13 protein-coding genes are annotated in these 18,252 nt (G+C 38.0%); 1 reads left to right on the forward strand and 12 read right to left on the reverse strand.

The window, feature by feature from the left end; all coding sequences use genetic code 11:
- From MUB50_RS14320 to MUB50_RS14375, 12 genes are all read right to left on the reverse strand, one after another.
- Window positions 1–1,848, reverse strand: coding sequence for a KAP family P-loop NTPase fold protein (locus MUB50_RS14320; RefSeq protein WP_195601506.1), 1,848 nt, complete (start codon window positions 1,846–1,848; stop codon window positions 1–3).
- Window positions 1,849–1,890: 42 nt separating this feature from the next.
- A complete protein-coding gene (locus MUB50_RS14325) occupies window positions 1,891–4,992 on the reverse strand; it encodes a type I restriction endonuclease subunit R (RefSeq protein WP_070100829.1) in 3,102 nt (1,033 codons plus the stop codon).
- A complete protein-coding gene (locus MUB50_RS14330) occupies window positions 4,989–6,296 on the reverse strand; it encodes a restriction endonuclease subunit S (protein WP_055220271.1) in 1,308 nt (435 codons plus the stop codon). Before MUB50_RS14330 ends, MUB50_RS14325 begins: the two co-directional genes overlap by 4 nt.
- Before the next feature lies 1 nt (window position 6,297).
- The gene (locus tag MUB50_RS14335; protein ID WP_147631021.1) at window positions 6,298–8,058 is read right to left on the reverse strand and encodes a type I restriction-modification system subunit M; all 1,761 of its coding nucleotides are present in this window, start codon (window positions 8,056–8,058) and stop codon (window positions 6,298–6,300) included.
- Complete coding sequence (locus tag MUB50_RS14340) at window positions 8,059–9,786, reverse strand: N-6 DNA methylase (protein WP_242856270.1); 1,728 nt, start codon at window positions 9,784–9,786, stop codon at window positions 8,059–8,061.
- A 104-nt stretch (window positions 9,787–9,890) separates the two neighbouring features.
- Window positions 9,891–10,508 (reverse strand): DUF6040 family protein, encoded by a 618-nt coding sequence (locus MUB50_RS14345; RefSeq protein ID WP_055261426.1) that lies wholly within the window; start codon window positions 10,506–10,508, stop codon window positions 9,891–9,893.
- 28 nt (window positions 10,509–10,536) lie between these two features.
- Window positions 10,537–11,778, reverse strand: a complete 1,242-nt coding sequence (locus MUB50_RS14350; protein WP_172680491.1) for a relaxase/mobilization nuclease domain-containing protein — start codon at window positions 11,776–11,778, stop codon at window positions 10,537–10,539.
- Window positions 11,727–12,107 carry a plasmid mobilization protein gene (locus MUB50_RS14355; protein ID WP_055220260.1) on the reverse strand — a complete coding sequence of 127 codons (381 nt, stop codon included), beginning with the start codon at window positions 12,105–12,107 and terminating at the stop codon, window positions 11,727–11,729. The genes MUB50_RS14350 and MUB50_RS14355 overlap by 52 nt, the downstream gene beginning before the upstream one ends.
- A 771-nt stretch (window positions 12,108–12,878) precedes the next feature.
- Window positions 12,879–13,331 carry a hypothetical protein gene (locus tag MUB50_RS14360; protein WP_055220258.1) on the reverse strand — a complete coding sequence of 151 codons (453 nt, stop codon included), beginning with the start codon at window positions 13,329–13,331 and terminating at the stop codon, window positions 12,879–12,881.
- Window positions 13,328–14,272 (reverse strand): ParM/StbA family protein, encoded by a 945-nt coding sequence (locus MUB50_RS14365; RefSeq protein WP_244791522.1) that lies wholly within the window; start codon window positions 14,270–14,272, stop codon window positions 13,328–13,330. The genes MUB50_RS14360 and MUB50_RS14365 overlap by 4 nt, the downstream gene beginning before the upstream one ends.
- A gap of 195 nt (window positions 14,273–14,467) precedes the next feature.
- Complete coding sequence (locus MUB50_RS14370) at window positions 14,468–16,300, reverse strand: DNA primase family protein (RefSeq protein WP_244791524.1); 1,833 nt, start codon at window positions 16,298–16,300, stop codon at window positions 14,468–14,470.
- A gap of 149 nt (window positions 16,301–16,449) precedes the next feature.
- Window positions 16,450–16,797: a TnpV protein gene (locus MUB50_RS14375; protein WP_026649314.1), complete on the reverse strand. Its 348-nt coding sequence runs from the start codon at window positions 16,795–16,797 to the stop codon at window positions 16,450–16,452.
- 379 nt (window positions 16,798–17,176) lie between these two features.
- On the opposite strand from MUB50_RS14375, the gene MUB50_RS14380 reads away from it, so the two are divergent.
- A partial coding sequence (locus MUB50_RS14380) for a helix-turn-helix domain-containing protein (protein ID WP_244802548.1) occupies window positions 17,177–18,252 on the forward strand: 1,076 nt, incomplete at its 3' end.

Raw genomic sequence — 18,252 nt, forward strand, 5'->3', positions numbered from 1 at the left:
TTAGCTTTTCCTCTGCTCTTTTATTTCTGTAATCTGCTCGTCTGTTAACGTTCCTCTTTTTACCATGGTTTCTAATACAGTATTCATATTTCCCGTATCACTATTATACATTGTTCTTAATGCAGCCATATCACCTGCTTTAATTGGAACTGTTGATTTTCCAATTGCATCCACTATTTTTCCTTTATATGCATCAAAATTCAAAAACAAATCTCTTACAACAAAAAATTTCATTTCACCTTTTTCGATTTTTGATACAACAACCTTAAATGTATCCGCAATTTCTTCTGCTCTCAACTTTTCCATATCTTTTATAATAGCCACCATTTGACCAGATTTAGCTCGTCCAATTCTTTCCAAAATTTCTTTCGTATTTTTACTGAATCCAGACTCGTCAATACTAGATCTTTTCAAATTTTCTCTTGTCAAATAAAAATATTTTTCCAATCGATATTTTTCTAATTCAACAGGTTTGCATTCTAGCCACTTTTTTATTTGTGATGTGTTCCACGGATTCTGAGCATCAACATTTCCCTCCATCACTTTTGTTCGAATTTCCTTAAATTCTTTATTTTCAGTATCAAATTCTTTATTCCATTCATTCAATTGTATAAACAAGTCATTATCCAACTTTTGCAACACTAATAATTTGGCTAAAATGGAAATATCAATTTCATCACCATAATAAATTTTTGCCAACTGGCGTTTGGTAATAAATGTGTTCAAAAAGCGTTTTGCCTGGCGTGGATTGCCTTTCAATGTAGATGCAACAATTTCTCTTATTTCATCAATAATTTTCGCCGTCTCATTAAAAGCTGTTTGTCCTCCATCCTGCCAATTCAATCCTAACTCACCAATCGACTTATTAATTTCTTCTAGCGTAATTACATCCCCAGAAATTGTTCTTTTTTCTTCGAATATCTTATCTATTAGATGCTTAAAACTCTCTTGTTCCAAATAGCTTTGTGTGACCAATAATAATAGATAATTTTGTATATCCTTTGCCGATAACTCCGGGATATATATTGGCAATTGAATAATTTTTTCAATGTATTCTTTGTCCAGTTCTACATCAAATCCATTCATTGGTGGATACTTTTCACGGATAGAGTACTTTATAACATTTTCATCTGCAGCAATAATAAAAGTTGTCCTGTCAACGGACAAGAATAGTTTAATTACTTCCAATATTTCAATTATTCGTTCTGGACGACATCTGTCTAAATCATCTATCATTACAACTACATTTTTAATATCGTCACTTTTCAATGCATCAGAAAATTCCTCTCTAAATTTCCTGATATTGTTTATCGTGCTTTCATCATTTGATGCATCTTCCTCTTTCCAATATTCATCTTTTAATGACTGTATGGAATTTGCTGCATTTTTGACTGTATTTCCAATTTCTTCAGCACTTCCCGTTACATTTAACAACATAGGCAATGGATTTCCTGTTGCCACGCTTGCAACTACAGGTGCAAGCGTGGATATTGCTTTTGTTCCTAACTTAAACCAGTCAACTCTTTTTATTAATTTGCCCAATTTCTTTTTAGTTTCTTCTACAGGAACTTCCTCTTTAAGTTCCTGTAATAAAGCCTCCATAATTGCAGTTTTAGCATCGTCATATGATTCAAACATCCATGCATTAATAGTTACACAAATAATTCCATCCTGACTCTTAAGTTTTTCACCTATTAACTTCAATAAGGTTGATTTTCCTGCACCCCATAATCCAAACACACCAACTGTCAATGGATTATATTGTTCATTTTTTGCAATATCGGCAATTATTCTTGCATACGGCTCATAAAATAAAATATCAATATCTGACGCATTATCTAGCCACATAAAAACCCTCCCTTGCCTTTTCATACCATCATAGTTTCTTTTTTATTTCCCATATTTAACCGGTTCTTCCGCCACCATTTGAACCTGCTCATCTCGTTCAACTTTCCGGTAATCCACAGTCTTTTTTGACCGCATTTCCCTATAAATCACCCCTGCTAACGCACTCATTACAGCATCGTACTTGCTTTTGTCCTCAAACAGTGATCCATAACTGTCCTGGGCCTCCATATAGCTTTCCATTGCTGCATTTCCAAACGCTGATGGAAAAATACTTTCCGTGAATATTCTTGGATCAGAAGTGCGAGCCGAGCTTGCCAGTTTATCATCTTCAATCAATTTATCATGTAAAGCACCCAGCATTACCCGATCACCTTCTGAAAATTGTCCTTTATACTTTTCATTAATCTTGTCCAATATTTCATCCAATGTACTTTTCTGTCTGTTCCCCTGTACTCCTTGCTTCTTGGACGAAACATACTGACCATCAATTTTATCCAGTGTTATCGCACCTTCAAATGTTTTCTGCAGCTTATAATATTCCAGTTTCAATTTTCCATCCAGATCGACTGGCTCTTCTTTTTCTTCTGGAAGCAGTCCAATCAGGTAACTCAGAAACAGGTATTCCTTATGCATATCTTCATCAAACATACGAACTACCTGTGTGATATAGCTGTACCATCGGATCAGCTTTCTTACCAGTCTTCTGAATTGATATCGTTCTTCCGGATTCTTCAAATTGTACCTGTCTGCTATCGGTTTCAACACACTCGTCATTTTTCCCATGGCAGTTGCATCTTGTTTTCCCGGATGATTCCATACGTTTATAAAAGCATTAATATCATGCTCATTATAAATCGCATAATCCAAAAGTTCTTTTTCTGTCTGGTAAATCAAATCCACATTTACTTCCTGCTCAAGGCTTGTCTCCTGATAAAATGGTTGAAATGCTTCCAGAATATCCTCTTTCTTATTTGCGAAATCCAACACAAATGTATCTACTTTTCCAGGGCAGGTGCGGTTCAAACGTGATAATGTCTGCACAGCCTTTACATTTTTCAATTTTTTGTCCACAATCATAGTATGTAGCAAAGGCTCATCAAATCCTGTCTGATATTTTTCTGCAACAACAAGGACATTAAAGTTGTCATGAAACTCTTCCTTGGTCTGTCCTTCTGATATATGACTTCCATCTTTTCTTACATTTAGTCCAGACTCTGTATATTCTTCGTCACCATCCTGCACGCTGCCGGAAAATGCCGCTAAAATATCCATATCTGCATAATGCCGTTCTTGAATATACCGTTTAATTTCATGGAAATATCGAACTGCAGCCAGTCTGGAGTCTGTAACTACCATCATCTTCCCTTTTCCTCCAATTTTATTTTTGGTCGTTTCCCGAAAAGTTTCTACAATAATTTGTGATTTCTGGCTGATATTATATGGATGCAATTTCTCATACTTTTTGATAATCTTTGTTGCTCTGCTCTCCGGAAGCTCTGGATTTTCCGGTGTATCTTTTGCTATCTTGAAACAAATACTGTATGTCATGTAGTTCTGCAGTACATCCAAAATAAATCCTTCTTCAATCGCCTGTCTCATACTATAAATATGAAATGGATGAAAACTTCCATCAGTCCATTGGCTACCAAACATTTCTAATGTCGCTGGTTTCGGAGTCGCTGTAAATGCAAAAAATGATAAGTTCGGATGCTTTCCATGTGTCAGCATTTCCTGAACAAGTTTATCATTTCTGTCAATTTCATCTTCTGCTTTCCCCTCTATTTCTGCATATTCCCGTAATGCTGCCTCTGTATCTGCTAATGTGGCCTTCAATTTCATTGCCGAACTTCCAGTCTGTGAAGAATGTGCTTCGTCAACAATGATCGCAAAGTTTCTTCCGGCCACCTTATCCACTTCCTGATAAATCACCGGAAATTTCTGCAAAGTAGTTACAATAATTCTTGCACCATTATTAATTGCATCTCTCAAATTTTTTGAATTCTTTTTATCATCAATCGTCTCTACTGCACCTATCGTATGGTCAAATCCTGAAATCGTTTCCTGTAGCTGAGCATCTAGCACAGTTCGATCTGTCACTACAATAACACTGCTGAAAACAGATATATCATTGGCATCATGCAAGGATGCCAGTCTATATGCTGTCCAGGCAATCGAATTTGATTTTCCAGATCCGGCACTGTGCTGAATCAGATAATTGTGCCCCGATCCTTCTTCCCGTACATCTGCAATTAACTTACGCACCACATCCAACTGATGATATCTTGGAAATATCAGTGTTTTCTTTTTCGTAACCTGCTCTGTGTCATCCGGCAACCGTTTCTTTTCTTCTTTGATTTGCAAATGGATAAATTTCTGAATGATATCCATCATACTATCTTTCTGAAATACATACTCCCAGAAGTACGCCGTCGGATAGCCATTCGGGTTTGCCGGATTTCCCTTTCCGCCATCCTTTCCGGCACCATTTGATCCCTGATTGAACGGTAGAAAATATGTATTTTTTCCCTCTAGCTTTGTTGTCATCCAGACTTCCAACTGATCAATGCAGAAATACCCTAAAATTCTTTTATTGAACTGAAAACAAATTTCTCTTGGATCACGATCATACATCCACTGTCGTTTTGCATGATCTACGTTCTGTCCGGTATACTGATTCTTTAATTCCAATGCAAATACCGGAATTCCATTCACAGCCAGAACCATATCCACAGAATTGTGTGTATCATTGGAATAAAACCATTGTCTATTACAGGTAATCTCATTCTCTTCGTATAAAGACATCGCCGTCTGATTCAGACCTGATTCCGGTTTAAAATAGCAGACTTTAAATGGAATTCCTCTGTGCTTGAAGCCATGGCGTAATACAGAAATGAGTCCATCCATATCACAGGCATTATTGAACGCAAGACAAAATTTCCGCTCCGGATCCACTTTGTTTTGCAGCAAAAAACGCTTCCATTCTTTCGGTTGTGTTTTCTGAATAAACCGTAGCAAAGTATCTTTGTATACACCAAGCTGCGAATCATATGCATCTTGATTGTGTGTATATCCACCTGCTGGCGACAAAAAAAATTCTTCAATATCCGATTCAAAACGTTTCTCTGTGGTAACATCTATGCTCAAATTTCCGGCACCTCCTTCTTCCCGGTGACATATTCGTAAATCAGGGATTTTTTGTAATTTTCCAGTTCACTTATAAACTGCTCTTTCTTAAAAATAACATTTTCAATACAACCACATTTTTCTTTTAAATAATCTACAATTTCATTCTGCTCATCTATACTTGGCAAAGGAATTGTGAATGCTAACACCTTACTTGAACTTGTGCATGCAAGATTCGTTGTTTTCACCGCAGTAACATCAAAATAAGTACGTCCAACAGATGAAGCCGTTAAATATTCTAAATAATGTGGATTTAACAGTTTCTCTTTTACTTTAACAGCAAAAATGTGATTCTGATGCAAACATGGTGTAATTCGTCCATCCCATACACAACCGCGTCCCAGCTTATCCCTGTCCCCTCCTTCTGTCATAAGAACTTCTCCAGCTGATAAGCTATATTTCTCTATTTCATCTTTACTTACTTGAAGAACAGCAATATCATTCGTATCTACATAACCATCCTGGACATTTGCTACTCTTAAATATGGCATTTCAACTAATTCAGTATCTTTTGAATATGTTTTTCCCAATGTAATCCCAGATCTTATACTTGCACAATGTCGTAGTTGTGTTACTTTCCATGAAGCCGGAATTTTACCTATCCACTCAATTCCGCTCTCCTTCATCGTATCATTTTCATTGATCCCTTTTGTTACAATTTGTGTAATAAATGACTGTTTTAAATTTCGATATTCCTCGATAGATACTTTAGCTTTTTCTATTGCTAAATTTATTTTCTCACATTGTCCATCTAAAAAATCTGCAATTTTATCTTGCTCGTTCTCCAACGGTACCGGAATTTTATAGTTAAACAATTCTTCAATTCCTAGGGTCCATCTATTCTCAAAAGAAACACCTTTCCCATGTGCAAACATTGCCATTGACCAGTACTGTGTTTTAAAGTAATAATCATAGAATCTTGAACTATAGCCACTTTTTGCACGAAGATTGATATAAGCTGGACTAATAACTCCTTCAACCATTGAAATACTACAATTAGCACCACTGTATAAATCCATTGGATTCAATAACAAATCCCCAAACTCTACAAGATTATAATTGTAATAGCTTTCTGCTATTTGTCCTTCATTTTTTGATAAATCACGTACTTTTACTCCTGCCCTTGCAAGAGATAAAACAACAGGATTTTCTTGATGTGCTTCTGCTTTTTTTCGAACAAATGCATTTTTTACACGTTGCACATTCCAATTTTTCGGTATCTCCCCAATCCATTCAACCCCAGAATCTTTCATCTCTCTACTCATATCATTCACCCCCAAACAAAGTATCCAAACTGCTCTGAATTTCCAGTTCCAGTTCATGCAGACGCACTGCGATTTCTTCCACTGGTTCTGGTGCCTGATATTCATAGAAATATCTTGTCATTGGAATCTCATATCCTTTTTTTGTCTTCTTCTCATCAATCCATGCTTCCGGTGCGTATGGTAATACTTCTCTCTTAAAATACTCCTTGATATCTTCTGTCAGTGGCACATTTTCTGTATCACGCAGAGATATATCTGCCACAGGCTTGCCTTTCTTTATTACAATTTCTCCATTTTCATCTCTATGGGGTTGTTCTACGACAATCTTCTGGTATCCAAATTCCTCTGTATCGAATATTTTGCTCTGGCAATAAATACCTTCCTTATCTCCATATACAGCATCATTTTCAAATGCACCATATGCCTTTACAATCAAATCACGACACTGATCCGTAATATCATTTCTTTTTGTTCCAATACTTTTTCTTCTTGCTTCATAACAATGTGATGCATCTATCAACTGCACTTTTCCAGTTCTATGCAACGGTTTATCCTTGGAACAAATCCAGATATAGGTACTGATGCCTGTATTCATAAACATATCGGTTCCTAATTGCACGATTGCATCCAGCCAGTCATTTTCAAGAATATATCTTCTGATTTCTGACGGTCCGCTTCCCGCATCTCCGGAAAACAGTGGTGAACCGTTCTGAATAATTGCCATTTTCCCATTTGGTGCAAGCTTTGAAAGACCATTTAATACAAACAACTGCTGACCATCTGATATTTTCGGAAGTCCCGGTGCAAATCTTCCCAGATCACCTTTCTTTGCTTCTGCTTCCACTGCTGCCTTTTCTCTTTTCCAGTCGATTCCAAAAGGCGGATTGGAAATGATATACTGGAACTGATAGCCACTAAACTGATCTTCTGACAAAGTATCACCGAACCTCATATTATTCGGATCACCACCCCGAATCATCATATCTGCTTTTGCAATCGCAAAAGTGGACGGATTGAACTCCTGACCAAAACAGGTAACGCCAATCTCTGTATTTAATTCCTGAATTCTTTCTTCCATACAGCTAAGCATCTGAGAGGTTCCCATTGCCATATCATACACAGTTACATTTCCCCCCTTACTCAGATCCGCATCGGATAAAAGCAAGTCTGTCATCAAATAAATGATATCTCTACTGGTAAAATGTGCTCCTGCTTCTTCACCGAAAGACTCTGAAAATCGCTTTACCAGATCCTCAAAAATATAACCACAATCTACAGCACTGATTTTATCCGGTCCTAGGTAACCTTTCTGGGAATTGAATTCTTTGATAACCAGATATAATGTATTGCTTTCTACCATTCTGCGGATAATGTTGTCAAAATCAAACTTCGATAACACATCCTGGACATTTGCAGAAAATCCATTTAAATAATCTCTAAAATTTGCTTCGATATTTTCCGGATCAGCAAGCAATGAATCAAATGTATATTTGCTGATATTATAAAACTGATACTGAGAGGCTGTTGTCAAAAATCCATCAATAACTGCAAATTTCTTTACTTCCTCATACTTTTCAAGTACTGCTTTATGCGTCGACAATAGGCAGTCATGAAATCTTTTTACTACTGTCATTGGTAAGATTATCAAACCATATTCATGCGGTTTGAATGGTCCTCTAAGCATATCTGCTACATTCCAGATCATCGTCGCTTTTTCTGCTATATTGGTTCCAACTACATCAAATTTATTATTCTCGTTCATTTATTTTTCCTCCGTATAAATATGTTCCAGTTCTTCTGTTGCCTTTTCCAGTTTGTATTTTAATTCTTTAATCTCACTTAGCTTCGCATAATATTGATCTGCAATTTTTTTCTGACTTTCTAAATCCGGCAACGGAATTATCACCTTTTTTAATCCTTCCACCGGTAGATTTAACAAGGTAGCACCTACTGCGACTCTGGATAAAGCCGCCTTCCCATTTTCGCTTTCCAGATACGCTTTTAAGAAATAAGGATTTATCTTATCTTCATCCAGTTCAATAACATAGAGATTTCCATTTGCCAAAATCTTATTGCCTTCTTGTACAGACGCAATCGCCATTTTCACCGGCGATGCATTTTTGGAAATTACCAGACTTCCATTTTTTATACAATATTTTTCATATTTAGAGTCTATTCCCTTTAAATATGGAAGTTCGTCACTAATGATTCCATCCTGTAAATTTGCCAACATCAAGTACTGCATGTTCGTCGGTTTATCTGATACAATTTCATCTAAAACAGATGCTTTAATTTGTGCTCCTCTTGTTATATTCTTTATTACAGTTTCAAAAAGCACACCATTTTTTACAACTGTTTCTTGTTGAAGATATCTTGAAGGATTAAGAACATATTCATTTTCCGCCACCTCTTCAATAGAAACCAGTCTTGAATTTTTGTCATCGGTATTCAACAATTCAACAATCTCAGAAATATTTTCATCACTAAGAATGTTCTGTCTCCGTCCGACCGATACCATTTCTGTTGCATCTATCATTCTTATATTTTTATTATTTCTGCTTAGCACCAGTAATGAACATGCAATTCCTGTATTTAAATATAAATTTTGCGGAAGAGCAATCACTGCTTCCACAAATCCTTGTTTTATAAATTTTTCACGAATGATTGTATTATTTCCACCATTCCAAGTAACTCCATTACTTACCGAAATAACAGCCTTACCATTTTTATTAAGGTGATTCATGACATTTATAATAAATATCCAGTCTCCTGCTGCCACCTTCTGTACTTCTGGTATCTCATCATATATTGCTTGTAATGCTTCGTTACTTCCAATGCTGTCTTTTGCTTTTATTCCCCATGGATAATCACAGAATATTTTATCAAACATCAAATTATCCTTTATATTTAAAACTGATTTTTGCTCAATTTTTACCCGATCAGATATCAATTCTGTACGGATTGCTGACACTTCTTTTACATCTCGCACAATCTCTGTACCATAAAATTGTGATTCTGGACTCTTTTCTATGGCACTCACAAGAAACGAACCAATTCCGCTGCAAAAATCTGCCACCTTATCATTTGAAATCTGAAGAATCTCATTTGCCAGCTTTATGACACTCTGCGGTGTTTCACATTCTCCCATGAAACGATTTCCCTGTAATTGCCACCATAAAACAGTCGCTAAAAGTGCAGCTTCTGAATATTCTTCTGAAATTTCTATTGCAACATTCCATAAATTTCCAATATTTTCTTTTATGAAACTGACTCTTTCTGGTGAAAAAGTCAGCTCCACATATTCTTTTAACTGGTTTATATCTGTTATCTTATTTTTTAAGGATACATAGGCCACATATGCTAAACAAAACCCACCGTACATAGAAGCATTTCCAAATTCTCTTATCCTGTTTGAAATATTCCAGCTAATCTCTTCAACTTTTGAGATTTCTTTTGCTTTTAGCTCTTTAACCGAAGTCTTCAATGCCACTTCCTCCTTTGGTTATTCACAATCAATTTCCATATTTTTACTATAGCACCCACATTATTGATTGTCAATAATCAAATTTGGTTTTTGATAACCATTGTTGATTTTTAATATATTTCATTAGCTCTACGATAATAAATCCTTATTTCTATGACAGCGATATTTATTATTCCAAATAATACCACAAGATTTATTGGCATACATCTTCTCAACACATCGCTTGATACAATAATCATCTCTAAACTGACCACCATAAACCGTATGGAATATTTATCCCACACTCTTCGATACTGTTCTATTTTCTTCAGAACAAACATTTCACCGGCAATTACTGCTCCGACAATGATAATAATTGCCATAACTCGCAAACACCACGACCATTCTGTTGAAAAATATTCCTTCTCACCCCAAATATTTAATTCTGATGGACGAATTACCCATTCTACATACCTACACCAAACTCTTACCGGAACTTTTATACAAGCAATTAAATCATTCTGAACTACTGTGCTTTTTATCATCTCAAATACTAAAAAAATAATATATGCCATCTGCCAGAAACTTGTTTTTTCTTTCATTTCTTGTTTCAGACTTTTTATTTTCTGATCCGCCTTTTCTTTCATCGTTTCTGCATTCTCTTGTAATTTGTTATATTGACATTGTATTGTCCTTACCTTCTTTTCAGCTTCTTCCTGTTTCTGCTGTGCCTGTTCCACCGCTTCCACAGATGATTGGTTCACTTGTATCTGTAATTTAGAGTTCCGGTCCCGAACGTCTTTTATTTCTTCTTCGAGCCGCTCTTGCTCGCTCCTGCTCATCAATCCGTTTCTGTTCCTCAAGTCGTCGTTGCTCTGCTGAAGCGATTGATTCAGCTTCTGCGTTTCGGACAGTTCGGTTGTCAAACGCTGAATTTCTACGGTTGATTTCCGAACTTCTTCTCGCAATCTCTGCCTGTCGGATAAGATCGTCTGTTTCTCTTCTTCCAGTGTCTGTATCTGCTTTTTCTGTGTTCGCATGAACTCTTTCGCTTTCTCGAAACTCTGTACGAGAATATCCCTCTCCGCTTTGAGCTTGATTGGTGATTCCTCTGGTGTCTGCAATGGCTGCGTCAAGCTCTCTGTAATAGTTTCTGAGTTCTTCGTCTGATCTGCTGTCTCTGTCGGCTGCAACTTTGGATTTTTCCCTATTTCCATTAAATTCATTCTCTAACCCCTCCTTGCTGATGTCCAGATGAAAGGTTTTTGACAGATTGCTGTCACGCACTTTCTTTCCATCCTGATTCTGAAATGTGATGTGTTTCCGCTTTTCTGTCCAGTTCACACTCCATCCAAACTGTTTCATTTTTTCTATAAACTTTTCTTTGCTGATACAATTTTCCAGTGCCTTTAATACCGCCATTGCACAGTCCGCTACAAAACTGTCCTTTACCTGTTGACGGAACAGGTTATATTTATCTTTACTCCATGCAATGACTTCCCCTTTTTCAATCTGGCTTCCATCAAAGTGCTTTCCTTTCTCGACAACTGTTAGTCCACGTTCTCGGCACATCTGATTGGTAAGCTGTTTCATACGTTCCAGATCCTTTTTGGTGTTATGCAGTTTTCTTCCATCTTCATAACTCACTGAATTAGTAACCAGATGGCAGTGGATATGATCTTTATCCTTATGCACAGCCATTAAGGTCTGGAATCCACTGAACCAATTTTCTGCAAACTCTTTTCCAAATTCTAATGCCTGCTCCGGAGTAATCTGCTCGTCCTTATGCCAGGAAATAATGTTGTGAGCGTACATTCTCCCAGAATCTTTATCCCACATCTTCTTTTCTTCTAAAAAGGTTCTATACACCAGATCATAGTTAATCTCATCATGGCAGTACGGACCTGTTACATAAGTAAGCAGTTCACTTGTCTTGTCCTGTCGCAAAACATATTCGATACAATTTCTCATTGCTCCATGTGTATTTGTCCGCTTATTAATCGTCTTATTAATAGCCATATCTTTTCACTCTCCTTCCTGTATTTGAGAATATTTTTGTTGAGATAATACAGAATATCTTCCCTTGGCATAAAACCATCCGTATTCATTTTTCTTGCAATCTGATTCAAATTCGTAGCTGCACCACGAAGCTGACTAAGTATCTCTGAAAGAATCTGATTCAGCGTTTTCAGTTCTTCCACTTCCTCTGCAGAAGCAATTTTTAAACCTGCTATTGCATGAATTACAACCGCCTGCTGAGTCTGTCCAGACTCCTTTACTTTATTTTGGAGCAGATCATACTCTGCTTTATTCATTCGTATCGTTACTGTATAATTTCGTTTTCGCATAAATCTTTGTCTCCTTTCTCCACTCTTTCTTTTTTATAAATCATTCATAACCTTTCCGGCTGGTAGATTAGCAGGGGATATATAAGGGAGTGCAACGCTCCCTTATACAGGTGCAGGACGGCGTCCTAGTCAATCAGTAAGTGTTCCGTAGGAATGTCCGGTGGACATTTCGCAGGATTACTTACGCCATTGACGTGCCAGGGTTCCAAGGGGCAGAGCCCTCTGGCAAGTTTAGGAACAGCCCAAAGGCTGGCTCCGGTGCATAGTGGCTTGCCACTTTGCGAAACTTGCCTGTCATCTCCCCACCACTGAACCGACACCCACCAAGCCATATTTTCCACCCTACGTTATCAGATCAAAATGGAGATGACGGTGGTTTTGTGGTGCAGGGACAGACTGTGGAAGAAAGAGAAAAGCTCCCATTTCGATAGATTTTCTCTTTCTGAAACAGGCTGTTCATGCATCACTCCGATGCAAAGAATCGGACAATCATGTGCCGTATCCGGCACTCTATTCTTTTCTTCGCCTTGCTTGTTCAATCCACCCATCTACCAACGCTTTTCTGTTATATTATCCTATTATTTCTGTCTTTCTTTTTCTGGATCTCTTCCCATTTCTGCTAAAAGACATAAAAATAGCAGTCATAAACATTTCTCCAATTCATAATGTCTGAAATGTCACCACTGCCATTGTCTTTTTCTGCTATTCTATTTTTGTAAAGCTATTCCTTACTGTCAGTCTGTTTTCCTGTTACTGCTATTTCATAACTATCTAAAAACTGTCTGCAAAATCCAATGCTGCATCCATATCAGCTTCTTTCTCCCAGTCCAGATTATCTTCTGCGATCTCTCCATCCGTTTTCTCCATTGTTAGTGTTCTGTCCGGCAGATTAATTTCTCCTACCGATTCTTTTACAAACGGTACAAGCATTTCCATCAGATTCTTCGCTATAGCCATCGGGGCAGATTCTTTCACTCCATCCCGGACAGCTATTTCCACTCTTTCCAGAAAAGCATCTTCCTTTTCTCTGGTTTCCAGATACGGATCTGCTTCATTCCTGTACTCTCTGGAAAAATAATCGTTTAAAGCAACTACAACTGCTCTGGTGTACGATTTATATTTTTCCCTGTCCATCGTCTGCAAATATTCCCATGCCTGCCTGTCCTGTTCATCACAAAGATTCAAACGGATATTTGTATTGATGATTTTCTGTTCTTTTCTCATACAAGCATCCCTCCGTTTCTCTGGATTTTCCTTACGGTCATTGCTTCATAGCCTTTCGCTGTGGCACAGATGTCTCGTACAATCGTCACCCGGCTCTTGTCATATTCCCCAAAATTCTGGATCATACAACCGCCACCGCCGACCACATACAGACGCATCAGTTCTGGATTATATTCCCGTTCTCTCAGCTTATGGAAGATTTCTTTCGTATAATCTCCGGCAGCTTTACGAATGACTGTCAGATATTTCTCACCAATATCTGCTGTCCCGGTACGGATCACCTGCTCAATCACCAGATCGTCCACCACTGTTCCCAGTTCTTTCAACAAGGATTCCCTGACTGCAAGCACACACTGATGCGTTCCATATTTCTCTGTAAAGCATTTCTTCTCTAATGGACGAGAATTGTTGATATACATGATGTTCATAGTTCCATTTCCAATATCCACAAGCATGTTGATTCCTTTGAAATCCTGTAAGCGGTAAAAGGCTGCTGCAAACCCCTGTGGGTAAATATCAGCTCCTGCAAACTCTACATGGTAGTCTTTGTTACGGAATGCAAAATCCACACTTTCATTCTGGAGAAGATATTTCTGAAAGTCTTCTTTCTGTGTAGCTACCCAGGTAAGGGGAAGTCCGGCTGCGATATGTACCGTTGCCCGGTTCATACCTTTCCCATCAAGTTCTCTTGCGATAGTCGCCAGTGTCAACACATAATAGTCCTCATCCTGCGTTTTCTCTGCACAGAACTCCTTGTGTTCCTCTCCGATCTGGTAATACATGCCATTGTAAATAAGAAGATTATTCTGAAAAATTGGCTCCTTGTTATATCTGGCTACACCGGATGGGAAACATCTGGTAGCTGTTTTCATGTTTCCATAACCATGATCAATCCCGATCACCATAACTGTTTCATTATTGTTGTTTTTCATCATTCTCATAATCATACCTCACACTTTCTTAATTTTTATTTTTTTACTTTTTCCCAAATTCGAGAAAAACCTATATTTGTATCAGCTAAAATGTTGATACATAAAAAGGGCAGTCAGTGTAAAAAAAGCAAAATTTTATGTACTCTGGCAGCTATCTTTGTTATTTCTCCTGCTCCGGTAACATTTCTTTTTGCTTATTTTGCCCTAAATGCCCTTAATTCCCTGATTCATATTTAACTGTTTATAATCTGTATCTGTTTCTTCAAAAGGTATTCTTTCTTCTGGATCTACAGGACAAAAATCTTCTTCCTTAACTGCAATATCCTGATAATAAAACTCACCATTGTACTGCTTCAGAAGGAAACCTTTATCTGTCATATTCCTGAAAAAGTTAGATTTACCATGCCCCTGTCTGCCATTCTCTTTGCAGTATTCCTCATACATATGGAACACTTCACTTCGTTTCAGACGTTTTCCTTTGGCACGCACCAATGACTCATCAATAAAAGCACAGATACTATCTGACGTCCGTTGCACTTCTCTTACACATTCTTTGCTGTGTTCGCTCTCCGTGAACTTTCCCTGTTCGTACAGATTTTTCAATGCAATCATCGCCATATGAATTGCATAATCAGATTCTGCCTGTACCTTTTCCTTTAAGTGCAGATCTTTTTCACCACTTTTTACTACCCGGTTCATATCGAGAATCAGTAGTCTGCGATAAAAAGCGTCTGACTTATCCTCAAGATTCTGTGGCATTTCATTGGTAGAAAAAAGTAGCTTCGCATAAGAGTGAAAATGGATTGCATCCTGTCCCTTTTTCTCATAGATCAGTGTGTCCTCACCGACCGCTTTCTTTAATACATCTGTATTCTCCATTGCCTTGCATGGAATATCCGCACAGGCATTTAACAATTTTCCGTACATTCCAGTCGCATAGAATCGTTTGTTCAGATCCTGTAGAGAAATGCTGGACATATTGGTGATTCCAACGACATGCTGGATCAGCGATACTGCCACCGACTTTCCAGTTCCACCATTTCCTTTCAGTGTAAGGAATTTCTGAAACTGCGTATCCTGTGTCATGCAGTATCCAAAATACTCCCAGAATGTCTGCTGTTCTTCTTTGTTAGGAAGAGACGATGCAAGATACTTTTTGATATTTTCTCCACCATGCAACACCTGCTCCCTGTCCTCCGGATAATAGGGAAATGGTATCTGATTGATTGTCAGATAATCTGGATTGTGTTCCAACATTTCGCCTGTAACCGGATCATAATATCCATTTTTGAAATTGATCCACCGCACAGGCTGTTTATTTAGTTCATATGCCTCTCGGTAAACTTTCGGCTGTGTGATCAGCAGATTATAGATTCTTTTAATCACGCCACTCTGTACCTGGTCACGATAGATTAACTTCTGAATACGGTATTTCATTCTTACTCCATCATGGTCTTCCAGGAAAGCACCATGCTCATAATAATACGGTGTGATTCCCACCACAAAAAACTGAACATTCTCCACCAGATAATCTACAATCTCCATATCCCGGACACCTTTCACATTTCCTTTTGCATCAAATAAGTGAAAACGGCTTAGTTCCGGTTCTTCTTTTGGATCTCGCTCAAACCGAAGAATATACTGTTCCAGTAATTTCTCAACTTCTTTCTGATTATCCAGTTTGCCAAGGTACTCCTTCTCTTTGAACAACTGCCAGCCTGCTTTTCCATCAAGACCAGCGTCTTTGAAAAATGTCTGTAACTTATCATTCATCCACTTCACCGTACAGGCAGCCACATAATGATAGGCACTCTGACAGCTTCCAGTAAACTGAATAGACCTCATTTCCTCTATAAAGGAATCTACACTGAAATAATATCCGTCATCTTCCTGAACCAGACAAAGTGCCTGATAACCTGACATCACAATATTCAGTGCGATATCCTGATTGTCCACCAGAAAGATATAGGTCTGTGCTGTCCCTTCTGGATTGGTTTCCATATAATGCTTCAAAAACTTCTTGTTCAAACTTATCACTTCCTTTCAGGCAAAGAAAAAGACGCAAGCCACATTTCTATGACTCACGCCTTTCTCTGCACTTATTTACTTTACTGTGAACTCTGCAAAAAAGTTCCGATTTACAGTTGCAATTCGCTACGCACTGCGTATCCTTTTAGAACTTGCATTTAAACATAAATCAATTCCTTGAGAATAATCTCTTCTGCAATCGCTTTGTGTTGATTAGCAGCTCTTACCCAGGCAATCTGATCTTTCTCTTTATCCGGCAATGGTTCTTTTTCTTCTAACTGTTTCAGTATTACCTCTTCCCGTTCTCTGGCTGCCTTGTCCACTTCCAGAAGATGCTCTCCAATGGTATCCTGTAAAAGCATCACCTGATAGGTTGAATTTCGATAGTTTTTCAGATAATCTCTGCGAAGAAAACCATACTTGCCAAGTTGCTCCATCTGCTCACCGGATTTATAGGTGAGATTCGGGATCAGATATCCATTTACATTTGTATACGTTAATTCCATTTTATTAGCACTCTCCATTTCTCATCATTTTTTGACCACAAATTTACGACATTTACGACAAATCTGACACTGCTTTACAATACCAGACAAAATGACTGATACCCCGGAAAGCCTGTAAAACAGGCACTTCCGGGATACACAAGACAGGACAAAAATCGACTTCCATTATCAAGAGGTGAGTGCTAATTATTTTGTGAAGATTTTGTGACCTAAAATGAAAAACTAATTTCCATTCTCAGCCCTTTATGTTCTTTTGCTGAAATTAGGGGTGGAACTTAGTCCTGCAATAAGCTATCCTATAACAAATGCCAGGGTACACTGGCCCATATCCTCCGATCACCGGAAATGATCCATTTTTATTACAAAGGAGGATTTACTTATGGCTACTAATAATATTGGGAATCACAAACACCTTACTCTCGCTGACCGTGCTGCTATCGAACATGGTATACAGATTGGCGAAAACTTTACACAGATCGCTCAGAGGTTAAACAAGGATTCATCTACCATCTCAAAGGAGATACGGCGGCATCTCATACATGTTCCTCATTATCAGGACGACCTACAGAAGAAACGCTCAGAATGCCAGTTCTTTCATTTCTGTGAAAAAAGAAATGTATGTGGCAGCCTTTCCTGCCAGTCATTATGCTTTAAATGCCGTTCCAAACGCTGCGCCGTGTACTGCCGTGATTTTACTCCTATACTTTGTGACAGACTTAAAAAACCACCTTACGTCTGTAATAACTGTAAACAGATCCGGACCTGTTCCCATGACTTCTATTTTTACCGTGCCCATTATGCCCATGACCTTTATAATGAGATCAAGGTTTCTTCCCGTTCCGGTATCAATCAGACTCCTGAATCGCTGGAACAATTGGATCAACTGGTTTCGCCTTTTCTCCTTAAAGGGCAGCCATTATCTCATATTTACGCTTCCAATCAACATCTTATCGATTGTTCCATCCGTACATTGTATAACTACATTGATCATGGATATTTTACTGCTATCAATTTGGACCTCCCCCGCAAAGTACGCTATAAAAAGCGTCGCAAGACCAGAAAAGCCCCTGAAAACACCGGCTACCGGGAAAACAGGACATACCATCATTTTGAAAAATATCTTGAAGAATATCCAGACACAAATGTTGTAGAGTTAGATGTTGTGGAAGGAGCTGGTGGAAAATCTGAGAAAGTCCTTCTGACTATGTTATTCCGTAACTGTAACCTTATGCTCATTTTTTTGCTTGAAGCCGATAACCGTAAAAATATCAGGGAAGTTTTCCTTTGGCTGTATGAACAGCTTGGAGCTGATCTATACCACAAGTTATTTCCTGTCATCCTCACAGACAATGGCTCCTCTTTTAAAGACCCTGAAATATTTGAACGTCCTGGAGATACAGCTCGTTTATCCCGGGTTTTCTACTGTGATCCTATGTCGTCCTGGCAGAAAGGCAA

The organism is Blautia sp. NSJ-140, from assembly GCF_022868965.1.
Lineage (GTDB): Bacteria > Bacillota > Clostridia > Lachnospirales > Lachnospiraceae > Blautia_A.